The following is a 21,752-nucleotide window of genomic DNA, read 5'->3' as shown; positions in this document are numbered from 1 at the left end:
GTAGGTCCCGGTGAAGGTCCCGGGGGTGATCGGCCCGGCGTTTTCCCCGAGCGTTACGCGGTCAGCGCCTTGCACATCGTTGCTCAACACATTGCCGCTGAGGGTCAGCAGGGTTTCCGAGGCTGTCAAAGCATGGCTGTCGTCCACGCCCTCCGGCAGGTCGTCGACGATGTTGACGTCGAGTGAACCGGTGGCGGTGGTGCCGTTGTCGTCGACCACGGTCACGGCGAACTGCTCGGGCAGGGTGTTGGCACCGTTGGCCGTCGGGTGCCCTTCGTTGTCATTCAGGGTGTAGCTGTAGCTCACGACACCGGTCGCCGCGTTGAACCCGGTGATGGTCAGCGTGCTGCCCAGCGGCGTGGTGATCGATTGCGGCAAGCCCGCGGCCACGCCACCGCTGACCACGGCGATGCCGCCGACGGTCAGGCTCGTCACGCCGTCGAGGGCGACCACGGTGAAGGTGCCGTTCTGGGTCAGGGCCAGTGCGTCGGGGCTGCTGCCGTCGCTGAGGTTTTTTTCGTCAACCGTCAGCTCACCGCCATACACGTCGAGGCCGTTGAGGGTTACCTGGTCGTCGTTGTTGTAGACGTTGAGCACCAGGTTCGCGGTGCTGGTGTCGCCATCGGCATCGGTGAGGGTATAGGCGAAGATTTCGGTACCGTCGCCACCGCCGTGCAGGGCTGTGAAGTCGGCGTCGCTGGGGTTGAGGGTGTAGGTGTAGGTGCCGTTGGCATTCAGCACCAGGGTGCCGTAGGTCCCGGTGAAGGTCCCGGGAATGATGGGGCCGGTGTTTTCTCCGAGCACTATCCGGTCGGCGCCTTGCACGTCGTTGCTCAACACATTGCCGCTGAGGGTTAGCAGGGTTTCCGAGGCTGTCAAAGCATGGCTGTCGTCCACGCCACTGGGCAGGTCGTCGACGATGTTCACGTCGAGGCTGCCCGTCGCGGTGGTGCCGTTGTCGTCAACCACGGTCACGGCGAACTGCTCAGGCAGGGTGTTGGCACCGTTGCCGGTCGGGTGCGCTTCGTTGTCGTTCAGGGTGTAGCTGTAGCTGATCACCCCGGTCGTTGCATTAAACCCGGTGACGGTCAGCGTACTGCCCAGCGGCGTGGTGATCGACTGCGGGAAGCCCGCAGCCACACCGCCGCTGACCACGGCAATACCGCCGACGGTCAGGGTGGTGACGCCATCGAGGGCGGTGACGGTGAAGGTGCCGTTCTGGGTCAGGGCCAGTGCGTCGGGGTTGCTGCCGTCGCTGAGGTTTTTCTCGAAGACGGTCAGCTCGCCGCCGCCAACGTTCAATCCGCCGATTGTGGTCGAGTCATCGTTGTTGTGGATCTGCAGCACCAGATTGGCGGTGCTGCTGTCGCCATCGGCGTCCGTCAGCGTATAGCTGAAGGTTTCAGTGCCATTGCCACCGCCGTGCAGGGCGATGAAATCGGCATCGCTGGTGTTGAGGGTGTAGGTGTAACTGCCGTTGGCGTTGAGCACCAGGGTGCCGTAGGTCCCGGTGAAGGTCCCGGGGGTGATCGGCCCGCTGTTTTCCCCGAGCGTTACGCGGTCGGCGCCTTGCACGTCGTTGCTCAACACATTGCCGCTGAGGGTTAGCAGGGTTTCCGAGGCGGTACCGGCATGGCTGTCGTCCACGCCACTGGGCAGGTCGTCGACGATGTTCACGTCGAGGCTGCCCGTGGCGGTGGTGCCGTTGTCGTCGACCACGGTCACGGCGAACTGCTCAGGCAAAGTGTTGGCACCGTTAGCCGTCGGGTGCGCTTCGTTATCGTTGAGGGTGTAGCTGTAGCTGATCACCCCGGTCGCCGGGTTGTAACCGGTGATGGTCAACGTGCTGCCCAACGGCGTGGTGATCGATTGCGGCAAGCCCGCAGCCACGCCACTGCTGACCACGGCGATGCCGCCGACGCTCAGGCTCGTCACGCCGTCGAGGGCGGTGACGGTGAAGGTGCCGTTCTGGGTCAGGGCCAGTGCGTCGGGGTTGCTGCCGTCGCTGAGGTTTTTCTCGAAGACGGTCAGCTCGCCGCCGCCAACGTTCAAACCGCCGACCGTCACCGAGTCATCGTTGTTGTGGATCTGCAGCACCAGATTCGCCGTGCTGCTGTCGCCGTCCGCATCGGTGAGGGTGTAGCTGAAGGACTCAGTGCTGCTGCCACCACCGTGCAGGGCGATGAAATCCGCATCGCTGGTGTTGAGGGTGTAGGTGTAACTGCCGTTGGCATTCAGCACCAGGGTGCCGTAGGTCCCGGCGAAGGTCCCGGGGGTGATCGGGCCGGCGTTTTCCCCGAGCGCTACCCGGTCCGCGCCCTGCACGTCATTGCTCAGCACGTTGCCGCTGAGGGTCAGCAGGGTTTCCGAGGCGGTACTGGCATTACTGTCGTCCACGCTATTGGGCAGGTCGTCGACGATGCTGACGTCCAGTGAACCAGCGGCGGTGGTGCCGTTGCCGTCGACCACGGTCACGGCGAACTGTTCGGGCAGGGTGTTGGCGCCGTTGCCCGTCGGGTGCGCTTCGTTGTCATTCAGGGTGTAGCTGTAGCTGATCACCCCGGTCGCGGCGTTAAACCCAGTGATGGTCAGCGTGCTGCCCAGCGCGGTGGTGATCGATTGCGGCAAGCCGGTGGCCACGCCACCGCTGACCACGGCGATACCGCCGACGGTCAGGCTCGTCACGCCGTCGAGGGCGGTGACGGTGAAGGTGCCGTTCTGGGTCAGGGCCAGTGCGTCGGGGTTGCTGCCGTCGCTGAGGTTTTTCTCGAAGACGGTCAGCTCGCCGCCGCCAACGTTCAAACCGCCAACCGTCACCGAGTCATCGTTGTTGTGTATCTGCAGCACCAGGTTGGCGGTGCTGCTGTCGCCATCGGCGTCCGTCAGCGTATAGGTGAAGGTTTCGGTGCCGTCGCCACCACCGTGCAGGGCGATGAAATCCGCATCGCTGGTGTTGAGGGTGTAGGTGTAACTGCCGTTGGCATTCAGCACCAGGGTGCCGTAGGTCCCGGTGAAGGTGCCGGAGGTGATCGGCCCGCTGTTTTCCCCGACCGTCACGCGGTCGGCGCCTTGCACGTCGTTGCTCAGCACGTTGCCGTTGAGGGTCAGCAGGGTTTCCGAGGCGGTGCCATTGTTGTCATCGACTGCTTGGGGGACGTCGTCGATGATGCTGATATCCAGCGTACCGGTAATGCTGTCGCCATTGCTGTCGCTGGCCACCACGGTGACGTGTTCGGCAAGACTATTGGCACCCTCGCCGCTTGCGTGGGATTCGGCACGGTTGAGGGTGTAGCTGTAACTGACCACGCCCGTGGCCGGGTTGTAACTGGTGACGGTCAGCGTGCTGCCCAGCGGGGAGGTGATCGACTGCGGGAAACCTGCCGCCACGCCGCCGCTGATCAAGTTGATCCCGCCGATGCTGAGGCTGCTCAGCCTGTCTGGCGCATTGATGGTGAAGGTGCCGCTTCGCGTCAGCGAGCCTTCGTTCCTCGCCGAACCGTCGGCCAGGTTGGCTTCATTGACCGTCCGCTCACCGTTCTGCTCCGACAGGCCGTCGAAGGTGACCGGATTGTTCGGCACTTCCGGAACCACCGGCGGCACCACAGGAGCATCGTCCGCTACAACGTTGTTGTCCGGATTAACGTTCAGGCGTTCTTCGGGAAGTTCGGGAATGCTATTGAACCCGGCAGTGGGGAAGCCGATGATCGGATCGACTCGCCCGCCCACTTCTTCGAGCAGGACGAAACTATGACCACTACCCGGGATGCCACCCGGCACACCGGTAGTCGTGGCAGGCCCGGCAGCGGTGGCTTCAGCGGTCTGGGTCGGGTCGTCGCCGACCGCAATGGCTTTTTGCAGCTGTTCGACATCCGTCAGCTGCGCCTCGCTCGGCGTCACCACCTCAGACGAGTCCACATGGGGAATCTGATTGGCGAGCAGCTGCGAGGTCATCTGCATGCTGCTGCCGCGCCCGAGGGTCAGTTCCTGGCCATTTTGCAGATGCACCGCCACCGCGCCTTCGGCGCCAGTGCTCAGTTGGTCGCCGGCGAACAACCGGTCCCCTTCGACCAAAGCACGCCGGGTGCCGTCGCTCGCAACCGCGAACACCTGACCGATGACCTTACTGACGATACCGATGAGCGTAGCCATGTGCACTTCCTCCGCTGCCAACCGCTGTTGGCAACCTGTTTGTGCGAAGAACGTGCTCACGACTCAAGCGGGGTGTCTGGCGGATCGTGTTCCAGGTACCGGTTTACGTGAGTAAGCCGTGGTCCCGGCAACGATCTCGCCCAGCCAGTCGCTCACGGCGCTGTTTACGATCTTGGGAAAAACCCTCTGCAATCAATGGCATCGGATCCCTGCGCGCAACAACGTTGCCTGTGAGCAATGCGTAACGATCTTGAATCACTCAAGTGACAAAAAACCGTCGCCACCAGACCGCTCGCGTCCCTCCCCTCCAGCACTTCTCCGCTCTATGTCGATAAGTGGATTGGAACTTTCCTCAAACCCCGACAAGCGCCTTAACGCCCATAAAACAAGGGCTTTCGAATTGAACAATGTGCTGGATTTTGCAGAGCTCATAAGTTTTTTTTGGCATACCCGTTATGAAAAAAATTTCTTAGCTACGCTCCAGAATGTTCTTAGCTCTTTTGTTAAAGATGTGAAACAACTTTAACTATAAATGTCGTCAAATATTTGGCGACTGATAAGCACCATCAGGAATCAGGGAGATGCAACATGCGCCTATTAACCCCCCTCTGCAGCGCGGTTCTCTGGGCCATGGCCTGCTCGTCCCAGGTTCAGGCCATGACGCTGACCGAGGCAATCCAGAGCACCATCGCGACCCACCCAGAGCTGGCATCACGGGTGGACAGCCGCCTGTCGGCGGATGAGGACGTGAAGGTCGCCAAAGGGGGCTTTTATCCATCGGTTGATTTGAACGCCGCCTACGGGCGCGCGTATAGCGATAACACCAATACCCGGGCGTTCGGTAATCACAACACCGAAACCCTCAACTACACCCAGTCGGAATTGCGCCTGCGACAAATGCTCTTTGACGGGTTCAACACCGCCAATGAGGTCGGACGCACCCGGGATGTGGTCAACTCGCGAGCCTATTACGCTCAAGGGACAGCTCAGGATCTGGCCCTGCGCACCACCGAGGTTTACCTCGACGTGCTCAAGCGTCGCGAACTGGTGACACTGGCCAAGAACAACCTGCAAGCGCACTTGCGGGTCAACGACCAGATCGGCCTGCGCACCCAGCGCGGCGTGGGCAGCAACGCCGATGCCGACCAGTCCGCGGCTCGCCGGGCACTGGCAGAAAACAACCTCGACACCGCCGAAGTCGATCTGGCTGACGCCGAATCGAACTTCTATGCCGTTGTAGGGCGCATGCCCGATGAACTCGAAACCCCGCCGTCGATTCGCGGCGAAGTCCCCACCTCACTGCCCGAAGCCCAGCAGAGCATGGTGGAAAACAACCCTTACCTGAAATCCGCACAGGCCGACGTGCAATCGGCCGAAAGCCAGTACGAAGTCGCCAAGTCGCCGTTCTACCCACGCCTCGACGCCGAGGCTGCCGTGGGCGCGAACAACAACGTGCAGGGTGACGAAGGCCACGACAATGAATGGCGGGTCGGCGTGATCATGAACTACAACCTGTTCCGCGGCGGCAGCGACAAGGCGCGCCTGGCCTCCGATTCGCACAAGATCAACCAGGCCATGGACATCCGTAACAACGCCCTGCGCCAGCTCAACGAGAACATTCACCTGGCCTGGAACGCCATGGTCAATGCCAAGAAACAAACCCCGACCGCCCGTGAATACGCCGATACCAGCAAACGCGTACGCATCGCCTACCAGGATCAGTTCGGCCTCGGTCAACGGACCCTGCTGGACCTGCTCGACAGTGAAAACGAACTCTACAATGCCAACCGTCGCTACACCGAAGTGCGCTACACCGAAGAGTTTTCGATGTACCGAGTCCTGGCGAACATGGGCCAGTTGTTGAGCAAACAACGGGTCGTACTGCCCGCCGACGCGATCGCCCAGACCGAAGTGAAAAACGAAGCTCGTCTGCCTGAAATGAAATAACCGAAATACCCGTGTAGGAGCTGCCGCAGGCTGCGATCTTTTGACTTTGCTTTTGAGCAATCAAGATCAAAAGATCGCAGCCTGCGGCAGCTCCTACAGTGAGATATGCAGATATCTGTCAATTGCCGCAGAGCAACGGGAGCAATCAATGTGACCAGCATGGAACCCGGCAACACCGGTGTCGATCCACGCCTGAGCTTCGATGACCCGCTTCTGGACGGTCTGCTGATCCTCTGCAAACTCCACGGCGCGACGGTCAGTCGCGCCAGCCTGAGTGCCGGGCTGCCCATGGCACACCAACGCCTGAGCCTGGACCTGCTGCCCCGTGCAGCGGCCCGGGCCGGTTTACAGGCGCGCTTGCTGCGCCGTGACCTCAAAGACATTTCCCCGCTCAATCTGCCCGTGCTGCTATTGCTCGACAACGGCCGCACGGCGGTCCTGCGCCGTTATGGCGAGGACGGCAAGGTGCTGATCCTGCCCAGCGAAGCCGACGGCGGCGAACAATGGCTCAGCCTTGAAGAGTTGGCCGAACACTACAGTGGCCAGGCATTGTTTGCCCGACCACGCCACGAACTCGAAGACCTGCGCTCGCCGTTGGTGCCACGGGTGCAGGCCTGGTTTCGCGATACGCTGAAGTTGTCGAAATGGTTGTACAGCGATGCGATCCTGGCGAGCTTCCTGATCAACCTGCTGGGATTGATGGTGCCGCTGTTCGTGATGCAGACCTACGACCGCGTAGTGCCGAACCAGGCCACTTCGACCTTGTGGGTGCTGACGATCGGTCTGCTGATCGGTACCGCGTTCGAGCTGGTACTGCGGGTCGTGCGCGCGCACTTGCTGGATTCCGCCGGCAAAAAAACCGATGTGATCCTGTCGGCCACCCTGTTCGAGCGCATCACCGGCATGGCGATGAAAGCGCGGCCGGCGACCATCGGTGGCTTCGCCCAAAGCATTCATGACTTCCAGGGCCTGCGGGAATTTCTCACCGCCGTGACCCTCACCAGCCTGATCGACCTGCCCTTCTGCCTGCTGATGCTGCTGGTGATCGGCCTGCTCGGTGGCTGGCTGGTGGTGATCCCGATCCTGGCGTTCCCCATCACCATCATCTTTGCCATGGTGATCCAGGTCCGCCTGCGCGACACCGTGCAAAAGAGCCTCAGCCTTGGCGCCGAACGCCAGGCTCTGCTGATCGAAACCCTCAGCGGCCTGGAAACCCTCAAGGCCTGCAGCGCCGAAAGCGAACGCCAGCACAAATGGGAAAGCACCCACGGCGCCCTCACCCGCCTCGACAGCCACGCGCGCAACCTCTCGGCCCTGGCTACCAATGGCACGCTGTTCATCCAGCAACTGTCCGGTATGGCGACCATCGTCGCCGGGGTCTACAGCATCATCGCCGGCAACCTCAGCGTCGGTGCCCTGGTGGCCAGCTACATGCTCGGCAGTCGGGTGCTGGCGCCGCTGGGACAGATCGCCGGCCTGATCACCCGCTACCAGCAAGCGCAACTGACCATGAAAAGCACCGACGCGTTGATGAGCCTGCCCCAGGAGCGCGACGCCAAACAGCGGCCACTGGAGCGCACCCAACTGCAAGGCGCGCTGGATGTTGTCGGCGTAACCTTCCACTACAACGGTCAGAGTTCTCCCGCCCTGGCCAATGTCAGCTTCAGTGTGAAACCCGGTGAACGCATCGGCATCATTGGCCGCAGCGGCTCAGGCAAAAGCACCCTGGCGCGACTGGTGATGGGCTTCTACGAACCGGATGAAGGCCAGTTGCTGCTCGATGGCCTGGACCTGCGACAACTGGACGTCGCCGACCTGCGCCATCAAATCGGTTACGTCGCCCACGACCTACCACTGCTGGCCGGCAGCCTGCGCGACAACCTGACCCTCGGCGCGCGCTACATCAGTGACTCACGCATGCTCGAAGTGGCGGAAATGACCGGCGTCACCGAACTGGCCCGGCAACACCCGCAAGGCTTCGACCGGCCCGTGGGCGAACGTGGGCAACTGCTGTCCGGCGGTCAGCGCCAGGCGGTATTGATGGCCCGGGCGATGTTGCTCGACCCGCCCATCATGCTGCTCGACGAACCCACCAGCGCTATGGACAACAGCAGCGAAGACGTCCTGCGGCAAAAACTTCACGGCTGGGTCCAGGGCAAAACCATCCTGCTGGTGACCCACCGCACCTCGATGCTGAGCCTGGTGGACCGGTTGGTGGTGCTGGACAGTGGACGGATCGTCGCCGACGGTCCGAAAGAAGCGGTCATCGATGCACTGCGCAAGGGCCGTGTCGGCTCTGCGGCCGTCTAGGAGTCGTCCATGTCTGCCGATCAAGGATCCCGTGGCTACTTCGACAGTTTCAACAAAAGTGCCGAAACCGAGTTCATGCCGGAAACCGCCGGCGCGTCGTTGCAGGACTCGCCGCGCGGGTCGCGAATCACTGTGTGGCTGGCGGCCGCGCTGGTGATCAGCGCACTGGTCTGGGCCAGATTCGCCGTGTTGCAGGAAGTGACCATGGGCGAAGGCAAGGCGATTCCGTCGAGCAAGGTCCAGGTGATCCAGAACCTGGAGGGTGGCATCGTCACTGAAATTTTCGTCCGTGAAGGACAAATGGTGAACAAGGGCGACACCCTGCTGCGCCTGGATGACACCCGCTATCTGTCAAACAAGGGCGAAAGCGAAGCCGATCGCTATGCCTTGACCGCACAAGTCGAACGGCTTTCGGCCGAAGCCGAAGGTCGGCCGTTCAAATTGTCAGAAGAGGTGATCGCCAAGGCTCCGCAAGTGGCCGAAGACGAGCGCTCGCTGTACGAGCAGCGGCAACGCCGACTGGCCAGCGAGCAGCGCACCCTGACCGAGCAACTTCGGCAAAAAACCCAGGAGTTGGCGGAGTTCCGCTCGAAGCAGGGTCAATTCAGTTCAAGCCTGGCGCTGCTGCAACAGGAAATGAACATGTCCACGCCGCTGGTAGGCACGGGTGCGGTGTCACCGGTGGAAATCCTGCGCCTCAAACGCAGCGCGGTGGAGATTCGCGGCTCGCTCAATGCCACCACCCTGGCCATTCCCCGGGCCGAATCGGCGATCAACGAGATCAAAAGCAAGATCGATGAGTCGGAACAGACCTTCCGTTCCGAAGCCGCCAAAGAGCTGAACGAGAAACGCACCGACCTGTCGAAAATCACGGCATCGAGCATCGCCATCGACGACCGCGTGACCCGTACCACCGTGGTCTCGCCGGTTCACGGCATCATCAAGGTGTTGAAGGTCAACACCATCGGCGGCGTGGTCCAGCCGGGCAGCGACATGGTGGAAATCGTGCCGCTGGAAGACAACCTGCTGATCGAAGCCAAGGTCCGCCCGCAGGACGTTGCATTCCTGCATCCGGGCCAGAAAGCCATGGTCAAGTTCAGTGCCTATGACTACACCATTTACGGCGGCCTGAGCGCCAAGCTGGAGTTGATCGGCGCCGACACCATCACCGACGACAAGGGCAACAGCTTCTATCTGATTCAGGTGCGTACCGATAAAAACCATTTGGGCGGGGATGTGAAACCGCTGCTGATCATTCCGGGGATGGTGGCGACGGTGGACATTATTACCGGGGAGAAAACGGTGCTGGATTACTTGCTTAAACCGGTGTTGAAAGCGCGGACCGAGGCGATGCGGGAAAGGTAAGATCAAAAGATCGCAGCCTTCGGCAGCTCCTACAGGGGATCGCGTATTACCTGTAGGAGCTGCCGAAGGCTCGGTCCGCGCTCGGGCGATCTTTTGATCTTTAACCACCGTGATTACGCTGGTAAACCTCCTCCCCCATCGCCGCGATCTGCCCCTCGATCAACGCCTCGAACGGCTTCAACAACGGCGCAAACGAAGTCGGCGCCTCGAGGGTTTCCAGCGCTTGCACAATCGCCTCCACCGTCGATAACGCTCCCGGCCCCGGCGCCTTGCGCAGGCGATAGCGGGATACGCCGCCTTCGGCCAGCGTCACCCTCGGCAACGCCGCCAGCAGCGGGTTGAGGTGCAACATCTTGCGCGCCTTGCGCCAGGTGCCGTCCGGGACCACCAGCAACAAGGGTTCGTCTGTCGCGGCACAAGCCTGCATCGGCTGGGCATCTTCGCCGGGAAACAGTAACCGCGCCCGATACCCCGGCTGATTCAACAGCGTCGGCAAATCCTCGAACACCTCGCCGACGATCAACTCGGCATTGTTCAAGCCCAACGCCGCCAGCCGCGCCGTATTCAGCGCATGGTTCACTTCGCTCGGATGCTGCAACAGCAACACCCGGGTGCGGCTGTCGAGGCTCGGGATCAATGGGCACAGGCAGTGGCTTTGCGGGCGCAGGCAGCGCGGGCACTGGATTCTGGACATATTCTCAAGCCTGATTCAGTTGGGCTTTAAGCAAGTCGCGAAACGTCTGGATCAGCGGCTCGCGGCTACGCCCCCGACGCACGATCATCGAGAACGGCGCCTGATAACCGAAGGTCGCCGGCAGCAACACCCGCAAGTCACCCTTGTCGGCCCAGGCCTGGGCGTAGTGCTCCGGCAGGTAACCGATGTAGGCGCCGGACAGCACCAGAATCAACTGGGCCTCCATACTTTCCACGGTCGCGGCGCTGTGTTTGAAGCCGTGGCGCGCCAGTTCAGCCTGGCTCCAGTAGCCACGGCCAACCATGCGCTGCTGAGTGATGACTTGCTCGGGAATGCGCCGCTCGTTGAACAGTGGATGCCGCGAGCTGCAATACAACCAGTGTTGTTCACGGTACAGCGGCATGTACACCAGACCGCTCATACGCGTGGAAAACGCACCAATGGCCAGGTCGAGACGGTTGTCCTGCACGCCGAGTTGCAATTCGTAAGGGCTCATCACCGACAGGTGCAAGTGCACGGCCGGGTGTTCCTGGCTGTAGGCGCCGATGGCTTCGGCGAACGGCAGGGCCTTGTCGCTGACCGTGGAGTCGATTACCCCGAGATTCAAGGTACCGCGCAACTCACCCTTGAGGGCGGCGGCGTATTGCTCGAAGCCTTCGAGTTCGCCCAACAGGCGCAGGGTTTCCTGATGGAACAGTTCGCCCTTGCTGGTCAGGCTGAAACCGCCACGACCACGATGGCACAGCACCAGGCCAAGAGCCGCTTCGAGCTGGCTCATGTAGGTGCTGATGGCCGACGTCGAGAGATTGAGCTCCTGCTGGGCGTTGGCGAAGCCCTGATGGCGCACCACGCTGACGAAGATGCGCAATAGTTTCAGGTCGGGTAAAGCGTTGGCCATGGGAACTCCTGCTCTTGTGGCGAGGGAGCTTGCTCCCGCTCGGCTGCGCAGCAGTCGTAAGACGTGCTCATGTGGTTTGTCTGCCGCACTGAGGTGAATGGTTTGGGGCTGCTTCGCACCCCAGCGGGAGCAAGCTCCCTCGCCACAGGATTCTGCGGAGCACCTTAAGTCTATCGCTGTCCCAGCCATTAGTTTAGAAAAATCTGAACTAAGTATTTGCCCGTAGCGATTCTTCCCGGCCACTACATTTCGCAGAATCGGCGCCACAAGGTTCACCCGTACTCCCGTGTACGGCTTACCTGAATAACTAAAACAACGACGATGAGGTCCTACCCGTGGACAAGATTCTTCACCAGCCACTGGGCGGCAACGAAATGCCGCGCTTCGGCGGCATCGCCACCATGATGCGACTCCCCCATTTGAACACCGCTGCCGGCCTGGACGCTGCCTTCGTAGGTGTGCCACTGGACATCGGCACCTCGCTGCGCCCTGGCACCCGCTTCGGGCCTCGCGAAATCCGTGCTGAATCGGTCATGATCCGCCCGTACAACATGGCCACCGGTGCTGCACCATTCGACTCGCTGTCGGTTGCCGACATTGGCGACATTGCAATCAACACCTTCAACCTGCTGGATGCCGTACGGATCATCGAAGAATCCTACGACAACATCCTCGAACACGATGTGATCCCCCTGACCCTTGGCGGCGACCATACCATCACCCTGCCGATCCTGCGTGCCATCCATAAGAAGCACGGCAAGGTCGGCCTGGTGCACATCGACGCTCACGCCGATGTGAACGATCACATGTTTGGCGAGAAAATCGCCCACGGCACCACCTTCCGTCGCGCCGTTGAAGAAGGTCTTCTGGATCCGGACCGCGTCGTGCAGATTGGCCTGCGCGCCCAGGGCTACACCGCTGACGACTTCAACTGGAGCCGCAACCAGGGCTTCCGTGTGGTTCAGGCCGAAGAGTGCTGGCACAAATCGCTGGAGCCCTTGATGGCTGAAGTCTGCGAGAAAGTCGGCGGCGGTCCTGTTTACCTCAGCTTCGACATCGACGGCATCGACCCGGCTTGGGCACCTGGCACCGGCACCCCGGAAATCGGCGGCCTGACGACCATTCAGGCGATCGAGATCGTTCGTGGCTGCCAAGGCCTCGACCTGGTCGGTTGCGATCTGGTAGAAGTCTCGCCCGCTTACGACACCACCGGCAACACCTCACTGCTGGCCGCCAACCTGCTGTACGAAATGCTCTGCGTACTGCCTGGCGTAGTCCACCGCTGAGGATCGGTCATGAACGAACGTGATCAGGTTCTGAAAGCCGCCGCCGATCTGGTGTCCGCTTTTGCCCGTAACGATCGCGAAGCCTACTTCGGCGCGTTCAGTGCCGATGCCAGCTTCGTCTTCTACACCCTCGAACAGCCCCTGCTGTCGCGCGACGCCTATCAGGCGATGTGGGACGGCTGGCGCGCCGAGGATGGCTTCAAGGTGCTCTCGTGCACCTCAAGCAACGCTTTCGTCAGCCTGCAGGGTGACGTGGCGATTTTCATCCATGACGTAGCCACCGAGCTGCGCATGCAAGGGGAACAGCACTTTAGCCAGGAGCGCGAGACGATTGTTTTCAGGAAACAAGCGTCTGGCCAAGAACAACAAGGCCTATGGCTGGCCTGCCACGAACATTTGTCCGCGATGCCGGAAGGGCTGCCACCCCCTTAGCCAACACAGGTGACGCTCACGCACGATGAGCGCGCCTTTATGATCGGAGCTGATCATGAATAACAACAACAAAGACCAAAGCCTTACGCAAATTGAAACCCACGGGGTCGAACAGATCCCGGACAACGAACGCACCGCAAGCCCGACGGACTTGTTCCGGATGATCTTCGGTGGTTCCAACACCTTCGCCACCGCCGTTCTCGGCAGTTTCCCGGTGCTGTTCGGCCTGTCTTTCCAGGCGGGCGTCTGGGCGATTGTGCTGGGCGTATTGCTGGGTTCGCTGATCCTCGCGCCAATGGGCCTGTTCGGCCCGATCAACGGCACGAACAACGCTGTGTCTTCCGGTGCGCACTTCGGCGTGCACGGGCGGATCGTCGGTTCGTTCCTGTCGCTGTTGACCGCCATCGCCTTCTTCTCGCTTTCGGTGTGGAGTTCGGGTGATGCGCTGATCGGTGGCGCCAAACGCCTGATCGGCCTGCCGGAGACCGACCTGACCCTGGGCCTGGCCTACGGTCTGTTCGCGATTCTGGTACTGACCGTGTGCATCTATGGCTTTCGTTTTCTGCTGTGGGTCAACAAGATCGCGGTGTGGAGCGCCAGCCTGCTGTTCCTGCTGGGTGTCTTCGCTTTCGCCGGTCCCTTCGATGCGAACTACGCCGGCACCGTCAATATGGGCCAACCCGGTTTCTGGGCTGCCTTCATCGGTGCTGCGCTGGTGGCCATGAGCAATCCGATTTCCTTCGGTGCGTTCCTCGGCGACTGGTCGCGCTACATTCCGCGTGACACCTCAAAGCGCCGCATCATGGCGGCGGTGGTGATTTCGCAGATCGCAACGTTTATCCCGTTCCTGTTCGGCCTGACCACCGCCACCATCGTGGCGATCAAGGCGCCGGACTACATCGCGGCCAACAACTATGTCGGCGGCCTGCTGGCGGTATCGCCGAGCTGGTTCTTCCTGCCGGTGTGCCTGATTGCGGTGATCGGCGGCATGTCCACTGGCACCACCTCGCTCTACGGCACCGGCCTGGACATGTCCAGCGTGTTCCCTCGGGTGCTGTCGCGGGTCAAAGCCACGCTGCTGATCGGTGTGATGTCGATTGCCTTCATCTTCATCGGGCGCTTCGCGGCCAACCTGGTGCAGAGCGTGTCGACCTTCGCCGTGCTGATCATCACCTGCACCACCCCGTGGATGGTGATCATGATCATCGGCCTGCTGGTACGTCGCGGTTTCTACTGCCCGGATGACCTGCAAGTGTTCACCCGCGGCGAGAAAGGTGGCCGCTACTGGTTCACCCACGGCTGGAACTGGCGCGGCCTGGGTGCCTGGATCCCGAGCGCGGCCGTCGGCCTGTGCTTTGTGAACCTGCCGGGGCAGTTTGTCGGGCCGCTGGGCGAAATGGCCGGTGGTATCGACATCAGCCTGCCAGTGACCCTGAGCCTGGCCTCGGTGGTGTACCTGGCGTTGCTGAGCCTGTTCCCGGAATCACGCGAAGTGTTCGGTCCGAACGATTCACGCAGCAAGGGCACGGATTCGCTCGCTAAACCGGCGATGCGTCAAGTCGCCTGATTTTTTGAAGACAGGGCCATGAGGTGACCTCTGTGGCGAGGGAGCTTGCTCCCTCGCCACAATGGGGTTCTTTCCCATCACTGCAGTTTTAGTTCCACCATAAAAAAGACAATCGGAGACACGCCATAATGGCTTTGGATTTATTCGTCGTACTCATCTACGCCGCCGCGATGCTGATACTCGGCTATTACGGCATGCGCAAGGCCAAGACCAACGAAGACTTTTTGGTCGCCGGTCGTAACCTCGGCCCAAGCCTGTACATGGGCACCATGGCTGCCACCGTTCTGGGCGGCGCGTCCACCGTGGGCACCGTGCGTCTGGGCTACGTGCATGGCATCTCCGGTTTCTGGCTGTGTGCGGCCCTCGGCTGCGGGATCGTGGCGCTGAACCTGTTCCTCGCCAAACCGCTGCTGAAACTGAAGATCTACACCGTTACCCAGGTGCTGGAAAAACGCTACAACCCGATGGCCCGCTCCGCGAGCGCGGTGATCATGCTGGCCTACGCGCTGATGATCGGCGTGACCTCGATCCTGGCGATCGGCACCGTGCTGCAAGTGCTGTTCGGCCTGCCGTTCTGGATCTCGGTACTGCTCGGCGGCGGCGTGGTGGTGATCTACTCGGCCATTGGCGGCATGTGGTCGCTGACCCTGACCGACATCGTCCAGTTCGTGATCAAGACTGTCGGCCTGATGTTCATCCTGCTGCCAATCTGCCTGTACCGCGTTGGCGGCTGGGATGAGTTGGTGTTGAAACTGCCGGCGGCGAGCTTCAGCTTCACCACCATCGGCTGGGACACCATCATCACCTACTTCATGATCTACTTCTTCGGCATCCTGATCGGTCAGGACATCTGGCAACGGGTGTTCACCGTCAAGACCGCCAAAGTGGCTCAGGTTGCCGGTACCGCTGCCGGTATCTACTGCATCCTCTACGGCCTGGCCTGCGCCCTGATCGGCATGGCTGCACACGTACTGATCCCGGATCTGGACAACGTCAACAACGCCTTCGCCGCCATCGTCAAACTGTCCCTGCCGGACGGTATCCGTGGCCTGGTGATCGCTGCCGCACTGGCCGCCATGATGTCCACCGCCAGCGCCGGCCTGCTGGCCGCTGCCACCACCCTGACCGAAGACCTGCTGCCGAAACTGCGTGGCGGCAAACAGTCGAGCCTGGCGATCAACCGCCTGTTCACCCTGTTGACCGGCATCGTGGTACTGGGCATCGCCCTGATCGTGAACGACGTGATCAGCGCCCTGACCCTGGCCTACAACCTGCTGGTAGGCGGCATGCTGATCCCGCTGATGGGCGCCATCTTCTGGAAACGCGCCACCACCGCCGGAGCCATCGCCAGCATGGGTATGGGCTTCGCCACTGCGCTGCTGTTCATGTTCAAGGACGGTCTGGACGCCAACACTCCGATCTACTACAGCCTCGGTGTAGGCCTGGTGAGTTTCGTGGTGGTGAGCCTGCTGTCCCGTCGCCCGGTGACTGTGGCCAGCGCTGCCTAGACTGAAAACAATGGAATGACTTTTTCTTCGACGAGTGTGGCGTCGGTTGCCATACTCGTTTTTTTTCGTCTGGAGAAAACATTTTATGAAGATTGTTTCTCGCGACCAGTGGTTCGAAGTGAAACCGCTCAGTGACGGCATCCGCCTGATTCACGAGCCGTACATCCGCCCCTTCTACCGCTGCAACCTCTGGCACATCCAGGGTCGTGACAAAGACCTGCTGCTGGACAGCGGCTCGGGCCTGGTCAGCCTGCGCGAGCAACTGCCGTGGATCACCGAACGGCCGCTGGTGGCGGTGGCCAGCCACTGCCACTTCGATCACATCGCCGGTCATCACGAATTCGCTGAACGGCTGGTACACCCGGCCGAGGCGGACATTCTCGCCGCGCCCGATGGCGACAACGACCTGAGCAAAGCCTTTGTCGGCGACGACATGTTCGAGGCGCACCCTGATTGCCCGCTGTGCTACGCCGAATACCGGGTCAAGGCCGCACCGGCCACGGGGTTTGTCGAAGATGGAGATGTGCTGGACCTGGGCAATCGGGTGTTGCAGGTCATGCACACACCGGGACATTCGCCGGGTGGCATCTGCCTGTATGAAGCCGTCACCGAAACTTTGTTCAGCGGCGACATCATCTACGACGGCCCGCTGGTCGAAGACGCCTACCATTCCAACCTCGATGATTACGCCCGCAGCCTGCAACGCTTGCACGCGCTGCCGATCCGTACGGTGCATGGTGGACATTTCGGCAGTTTTTCCGGGGAATATTTGCGCAACATGATTGACGAATGGCAGCGCTCACACGGCTAAAGCCTGCTGTACTCAACGGCAGGAACTGCTCCGGCACAGAGAATAAAACCGCCTCCTCCTCGAAGAGCGCTCATGAAAAAAGCTGCCGTTCGTGCTGTCGTGCACCACTACATTAGCCGCCTGCTGGAAGGCCGGGATGACTTCGACGACAACGTCAGCCTGGCGCAATTGGGATTGGATAAAGAAGATATCGAAGAGCTGATCTTCCATCTGGAAGATGAACTGGGTGTGACGGCGTTGACCGCCAGGGAAGACCGGATGCTCAAGACCGCCAGGACGGCGAATGATTTGAGCCGGTTTTTGCTGGAGATTGGGCGGTATTGAGGTGGATTGCCAGGTGCGCCCCTAACAACGACGCAACCTATGTGGCGAGGGAGCTTGCTCCCGCTCGAGTGAGCAGCACTCGTAAAAACCTGCGACCGTGCACCTTGGGGCCGCTTCGCAGCCCAGCGGGAGCAAGCTCCCTCGCCACAGCAAGCCCCTCATCAGTCAGATAGCATCAGCCGTTACCGGCGACGCTGCTGGCGTCGGCGCTGTTCGTCGTCAGTACGAACAGGCACGGGTTGCAGAGGCGGCTCGATCAAACCGAGAGCCACGCCCAGGTCATGCAGCCAGTTTTGAATTTTCTCTTTCATGGTGCCCCCTTCAGGGTAGTGCCGAGCGGCCAAAATTCTGTAGCCCCTTCGCACAGATAATAGTCCGAAGTCCTACGCAATGCTCGCGCAAAGTCGCAACGATCTGTTACTGAATCCATCACAATCAGCCTGTGTTCAGGCAATTTCCTGCGCCTGCACCGGTGCCGGCGGAAAAACCACCTGTTGCTGCTCGATCCAGGCATTCAGGTTGGCCCCGACCATGCCCTTGCGCCACATCAGCCAGGTGGTAGCGCTGGCGAACGGCTCGGCCAGCGGATGCACTGCCACACTCTCACGGCCCGGCAGGCTGGCGAGCATCGCCTGCGACATCAGCGCCACACCGGAACCGGCAATCACACACGCCAGCATCCCCGGATAGGACTCGATCTCCATCGCCCGGCCCATGGCCGCGTGGTCATGGGCGAACCAGGCCTCCAGGCGCATGCGGTAGGAGCAGCCCTGGCGAAAGGTGAACACCGAACGACCTTGCACATCCAGCGCGCTGCGCACGGGCGGATGATCGGCCTCGCTGATCAGTACCAGGCGCTCGTCGCACAAGGGCACCCCGTCGAGCCCGGCCAGTTCCATGGGGCCATCCACCAGTGCCGCATCGAGTCGGCCGGTGAGCAGGCCTTCGAGCAATTCACCGCTGGGTCCGGATTGCACTTGCAGGTTCACGGCCGGATACAGGCGGTGGTAGCGCGCCAATAGCCGCGGAAGATGAATCGCCGCCGTGCTGTACATGGTGCCGAGCACGAAGTCGCCCGCCGGTTGCCCGCCCTGCACTGCCGCGCTGGCTTCGTCGCGCAAGGCAAACAGCCTGGCGGTGTAGTCCAGCAGGACTTTTCCCGCAGGAGATAACTGCAAGCGCTGACGCTCGCGCAGGAACAGTTCGACACCCAGTTGCTCCTCCAGCTGTTTGAGCCGGGTCGACAGGTTCGACGGCACTCGATGCAGCCGTTCGGCGGCTCGGGTGATGGACCCTTCTTGCGCCACCGCCTGGAAGATGCGTAATTGGCTGAACTCCACAACATTCACCAAAAAAGAACAAGTTGCTCACTATTATTCATTTTTAAAGAAAGTCAATCAGTCCTAGCCTGACGGCCATCGATCCTCTGAACGGAGTCCAGACCATGTCTCCCTTGATTCGCTTATCCGCCAGTTTCGTTGCCCTGATGATGGCCATGGGCATCGGCCGTTTTGCCCTGACACCGCAACTGCCGCACCTGCTCAGCGAAGGTCAGATCGACCTGACCGCCGCCGGACTGATTGCCGCCGCCAATTACCTCGGTTATTTCATCGGCGCGGTGGACGCCATGTTCTCCCTGCGTCCCGCGCAAGTGCGCCGGCGCTTGCTCGGCGGATTGTGGCTCTGCGTGCTGCTGACCCTGGCGTCGTTCTGGGCCAATGGTTTCTGGTCGCACCTGCTGCTGCGCTTCGGCACCGGTGTGGCCAGCGCCTGGGTGCTGGTGATGATCACCGCCCTGAGCCAGCCGCTCGCGGCAGAAGCCGGTCGCCCACGATTAGGCGCCCTGGTCTTCGCCGGACCGGGTTTGGGAATTTTTCTGACCGGCTTGCTAGCTCTGGGCTCGAATCTGCTGGGCCAGACTTCCGCTACCTTATGGCTGGTGTACGCCGCCACAGGGCTGGCGATGCTGCTGGGGATCCTGCCGTTCCTGCCACAACCGGGCGCAACCGCAACTGCTGCGCCCAGCACCAACGCATCGCACACCCAAGGCATCGGTCGTCTGGGCTGGATCTATGGCTTGTACGGATTGGGCTACATCATCCCCGCGACCTTTCTGTCGCAGATGGCCAACGCGCAATTCCATGGCCAATGGCAGGCCGACCTCTTCTGGCCGTGCTTTGGCCTGGCGGCTGCCACGGGAGTGGTGCTGGTGAGTCTGCGTCGGCAAAAACCTGGCGCCACACGTCACTGGCTGATGGCGACGTTATGGCTGCAAGCCGCAGGCGTGTTCGCCTGCCTGCTGGGTAACGGGCCAGGTCTGGCGTTGGGTGTGATCCTGTGCGGCACGCCGTTCCTGGCCTGCATGCAACTGGTGATGCAACGCTCCCGGGAACTGGCGCCCGACGCCACCCAACGCAATGCCGGCCTGCTGACGGCCTGCTTCGCCGTGGGCCAACTGAGCGGGCCATTGCTGGCGGCGTTGAGCAGTCATTTCAGTGGCGGATTGCAGCCGGCACTGGTGGTCGCCGGCTGCGGTCTGTTGATCGGCGGCGGTCTGTTGCTCGCGCCGGTCAGTGCTGACCGAGGGCTTTGCGCAAACGACGGCGCAGCCACTGCTCAGCGCTGACAAAGGTGATGCCTGCCAACACCAGCACTGCACCGATGACGAAATTCAGGCTCAATTCCTCGCCGAGCAGCACCACACCGAACGTGACGCCGAACAATGGCGTCATGAACGAAAACACCGCGATGTTGGCCGCCAGGTAACGGCGCAGCAGCCAGAACCAGATCAGGTAACTGAAGAACGACACGACCACGCCCTGAAACAGCACACTGGCGACCGCCACGCTGGTCAGGCTGACATGGGTGACCTGGCCGCTGAGCAGCGCAATCAACAACAAACCGAAGAAGCCGACAATCAACTGATAGAACAGCGTCAGGGTCACCGGCGCTTCCGACAGGCGCGAGGCCCGCACCACCACTGTGGTCGCACCCCAGGCGGCACCCGCCAGCACACCCAGGGCATCGCCCATCAACATGCGGTAATCAAGGTTGTCCCAGGACACCCCGCCGGCAAAGGCGATGGCAATTCCGATAAAGGCCAGGACAATCCCCAGCCATTGCAAGGGCCGCAAACGCTCACTGGGCAGCAACCAGTGCACACCCAATGCGGTGAAGATCGGCGCGGTGTAGAGGAACACCGACATGTGCGCCGCCGTGGTCAGTTGCAGGCCTTCGGAAATGAAGAAGAACTCCAGGCCGAACAAGGCACCGGCCAACAGACCGCCGCGCCATGTCGTACCCACCTGGTTCCAGCCGCCCTTCCAGCAGATCAGCAGCCCGACCAGCAACGCCGACATGCCGGAACGTCCGACCGCCTGCATCACCGGCGCGATATCGGCCGCCGCCCACTTGATCATCACTTGTTGAACGCCCCAGACCAGGCACAACCCGACCATCACTTGCAGGGCAAACCCATCGGCGCTGCGCCGGGTGGCGCTCACCGGAACACCTCGAAGACACAATCCATGGCAAGTGGAATCAACTGAGCTCGATGCGATCGGCATGAATGACAATCTGGCCATTCTTGTACAACGCACCAATGGCCTTCTTGAAGTTGCCCTTGCTGACCCCAAAAAGGCTGCTGATCAACGCCGGATCGCTCTTGTCGCTGACCGCCAGGCTGCCGTTGTTTTCACGCAACCTGGCGAGGATCTTCGAGTTCAGGCTGGTGGCCGCTTCCTGGCCGACCGGCTGCAGGCTCAGGCTGATCTTGCCATCGGCGCGAACTTCCTTGATGAAGCCCTTCTCTTCTTTACCGGCGCGCATGAACTTGAAGATTTCGTTCTTGTGGATCAGGCCCCAATGCTTGTTGTTGATGATGGCCTTGAAACCCATGTCCGTCGCTTCGGCCACCAGCAGATCCACTTCCTGACCCGCGGTGTAGTTGGCCGGGGTCTTGTCCAGGTAGCGATCCAGGCGCGCGGTTGCGGTGATGCGACGGGTGTGCTTGTCGAGATAGACGTGCACCACCACATACTCGCCTGCCGTCATCTGACGCTTCTCTTCGGAGAACGGCAGCAACAGGTCTTTCGGCAACCCCCAGTCCAGGAATACGCCGATGCTGTTGACTTCAACAACTTTCAAACTGGCGAATTCACCGACTTGAACTTTCGGTTTTTCAGTAGTTGCGATGAGTTTGTCATCGCTGTCCAGATAAATAAAAACGTTGAGCCAGTCTTCATCTTCGCTAGGAATATCTTTTGGAATATAACGATTAGGCAGAAGGATTTCGCCATCCGCACCACCGTCCAGATATAAACCGAAGTTAGTGTGTTTAACCACTTGCAAACTGTTGTAACGCCCGACTAAAGCCATGTCCAATACCCTCATTGCGTGGGCGGCATTCTACCCGGTTTTAGGCGCCGCGTTCGGCACCCGGCCCGGTGGTACGAGAAATTC

17 protein-coding genes are annotated in these 21,752 nt (G+C 61.1%); 10 read left to right on the top strand and 7 right to left on the bottom strand.

What is annotated here, in order from left to right; all coding sequences use genetic code 11:
• Positions 1-4,149, bottom strand: a 4,149-nt coding sequence (locus tag KW849_RS26900) for a retention module-containing protein (protein ID WP_218432392.1), incomplete at its 3' end; no start/stop codon positions are given.
• Between the two features lie 588 nt (positions 4,150-4,737).
• On the opposite strand from KW849_RS26900, the gene KW849_RS26895 reads away from it, so the two are divergent.
• The 3 genes from KW849_RS26895 to KW849_RS26885 all read left to right on the top strand — a co-directional run bounded on the left by KW849_RS26895 (position 4,738) and on the right by KW849_RS26885 (position 9,771).
• The gene (locus KW849_RS26895) at positions 4,738-6,096 is read left to right on the top strand and encodes a TolC family outer membrane protein (protein WP_218432390.1); all 1,359 of its coding nucleotides are present in this window, start codon (positions 4,738-4,740) and stop codon (positions 6,094-6,096) included.
• A gap of 150 nt (positions 6,097-6,246) precedes the next feature.
• Positions 6,247-8,406 (top strand): type I secretion system permease/ATPase, encoded by a 2,160-nt coding sequence (locus KW849_RS26890; protein ID WP_218432388.1) that lies wholly within the window; start codon positions 6,247-6,249, stop codon positions 8,404-8,406.
• Positions 8,407-8,415: 9 nt separating this feature from the next.
• The gene (locus tag KW849_RS26885; protein WP_218432386.1) at positions 8,416-9,771 is read left to right on the top strand and encodes an HlyD family type I secretion periplasmic adaptor subunit; all 1,356 of its coding nucleotides are present in this window, start codon (positions 8,416-8,418) and stop codon (positions 9,769-9,771) included.
• A gap of 100 nt (positions 9,772-9,871) precedes the next feature.
• On the opposite strand, the gene KW849_RS26880 is transcribed toward KW849_RS26885, so the two are convergent.
• Positions 9,872-10,465, bottom strand: coding sequence for a tRNA-uridine aminocarboxypropyltransferase (locus tag KW849_RS26880; protein WP_218432378.1), 594 nt, complete (start codon positions 10,463-10,465; stop codon positions 9,872-9,874).
• 4 nt (positions 10,466-10,469) lie between these two features.
• Positions 10,470-11,363 (bottom strand): LysR family transcriptional regulator, encoded by an 894-nt coding sequence (locus tag KW849_RS26875; protein ID WP_218432376.1) that lies wholly within the window; start codon positions 11,361-11,363, stop codon positions 10,470-10,472.
• A 335-nt stretch (positions 11,364-11,698) separates the two neighbouring features.
• Here KW849_RS26875 and speB point away from each other — a divergent pair, with 335 nt between their 5' ends.
• From speB to KW849_RS26845, 6 genes are all read left to right on the top strand, one after another.
• On the top strand, positions 11,699-12,649 hold the full coding sequence (speB, locus tag KW849_RS26870; RefSeq protein ID WP_218432374.1) for an agmatinase: 951 nt from the start codon (positions 11,699-11,701) through the stop codon (positions 12,647-12,649).
• Positions 12,650-12,658: 9 nt separating this feature from the next.
• Entirely contained in the window at positions 12,659-13,081 is a 423-nt protein-coding gene (locus KW849_RS26865) for a nuclear transport factor 2 family protein (protein WP_218432372.1), read from the top strand.
• 55 nt (positions 13,082-13,136) lie between these two features.
• Positions 13,137-14,648: a cytosine permease gene (locus tag KW849_RS26860; protein WP_218432370.1), complete on the top strand. Its 1,512-nt coding sequence runs from the start codon at positions 13,137-13,139 to the stop codon at positions 14,646-14,648.
• Positions 14,649-14,776: 128 nt separating this feature from the next.
• Positions 14,777-16,156, top strand: coding sequence for a sodium:solute symporter (locus KW849_RS26855; protein WP_218432369.1), 1,380 nt, complete (start codon positions 14,777-14,779; stop codon positions 16,154-16,156).
• An 85-nt stretch (positions 16,157-16,241) separates the two neighbouring features.
• Positions 16,242-16,967 carry an MBL fold metallo-hydrolase gene (locus KW849_RS26850; RefSeq protein ID WP_218432367.1) on the top strand — a complete coding sequence of 242 codons (726 nt, stop codon included), beginning with the start codon at positions 16,242-16,244 and terminating at the stop codon, positions 16,965-16,967.
• A 72-nt stretch (positions 16,968-17,039) separates the two neighbouring features.
• Entirely contained in the window at positions 17,040-17,291 is a 252-nt protein-coding gene (locus tag KW849_RS26845; RefSeq protein WP_218432365.1) for an acyl carrier protein, read from the top strand.
• 182 nt (positions 17,292-17,473) lie between these two features.
• Here the strand turns inward: KW849_RS26845 and KW849_RS31535 are convergent, their stop codons facing one another.
• Positions 17,474-17,602: a PA1414 family protein gene (locus KW849_RS31535; RefSeq protein WP_007972508.1), complete on the bottom strand. Its 129-nt coding sequence runs from the start codon at positions 17,600-17,602 to the stop codon at positions 17,474-17,476.
• Between the two features lie 135 nt (positions 17,603-17,737).
• A complete protein-coding gene (locus KW849_RS26840) occupies positions 17,738-18,631 on the bottom strand; it encodes a LysR family transcriptional regulator (RefSeq protein WP_218432364.1) in 894 nt (297 codons plus the stop codon).
• A 104-nt stretch (positions 18,632-18,735) separates the two neighbouring features.
• Between KW849_RS26840 and KW849_RS26835 the strand changes: the two genes are divergently transcribed.
• Complete coding sequence (locus tag KW849_RS26835) at positions 18,736-19,917, top strand: MFS transporter (protein ID WP_218432363.1); 1,182 nt, start codon at positions 18,736-18,738, stop codon at positions 19,915-19,917.
• On the opposite strand, the gene KW849_RS26830 is transcribed toward KW849_RS26835, so the two are convergent.
• On the bottom strand, positions 19,862-20,794 hold the full coding sequence (locus KW849_RS26830; protein ID WP_218432362.1) for a DMT family transporter: 933 nt from the start codon (positions 20,792-20,794) through the stop codon (positions 19,862-19,864). The genes KW849_RS26835 and KW849_RS26830 overlap by 56 nt on opposite strands.
• 37 nt (positions 20,795-20,831) lie before the next feature.
• Positions 20,832-21,668 carry a S1 RNA-binding domain-containing protein gene (locus KW849_RS26825; protein WP_218432361.1) on the bottom strand — a complete coding sequence of 279 codons (837 nt, stop codon included), beginning with the start codon at positions 21,666-21,668 and terminating at the stop codon, positions 20,832-20,834.
• Between the last annotated feature and the right edge of the window lie 84 nt (positions 21,669-21,752).

It is taken from the genome of Pseudomonas sp. PDM26, from assembly GCF_019219185.1.
Lineage (GTDB): Bacteria > Pseudomonadota > Gammaproteobacteria > Pseudomonadales > Pseudomonadaceae > Aquipseudomonas.
Note: the sequence above shows the minus strand (reverse complement) of the source record. Positions and strands in the feature narration are given on the sequence as shown.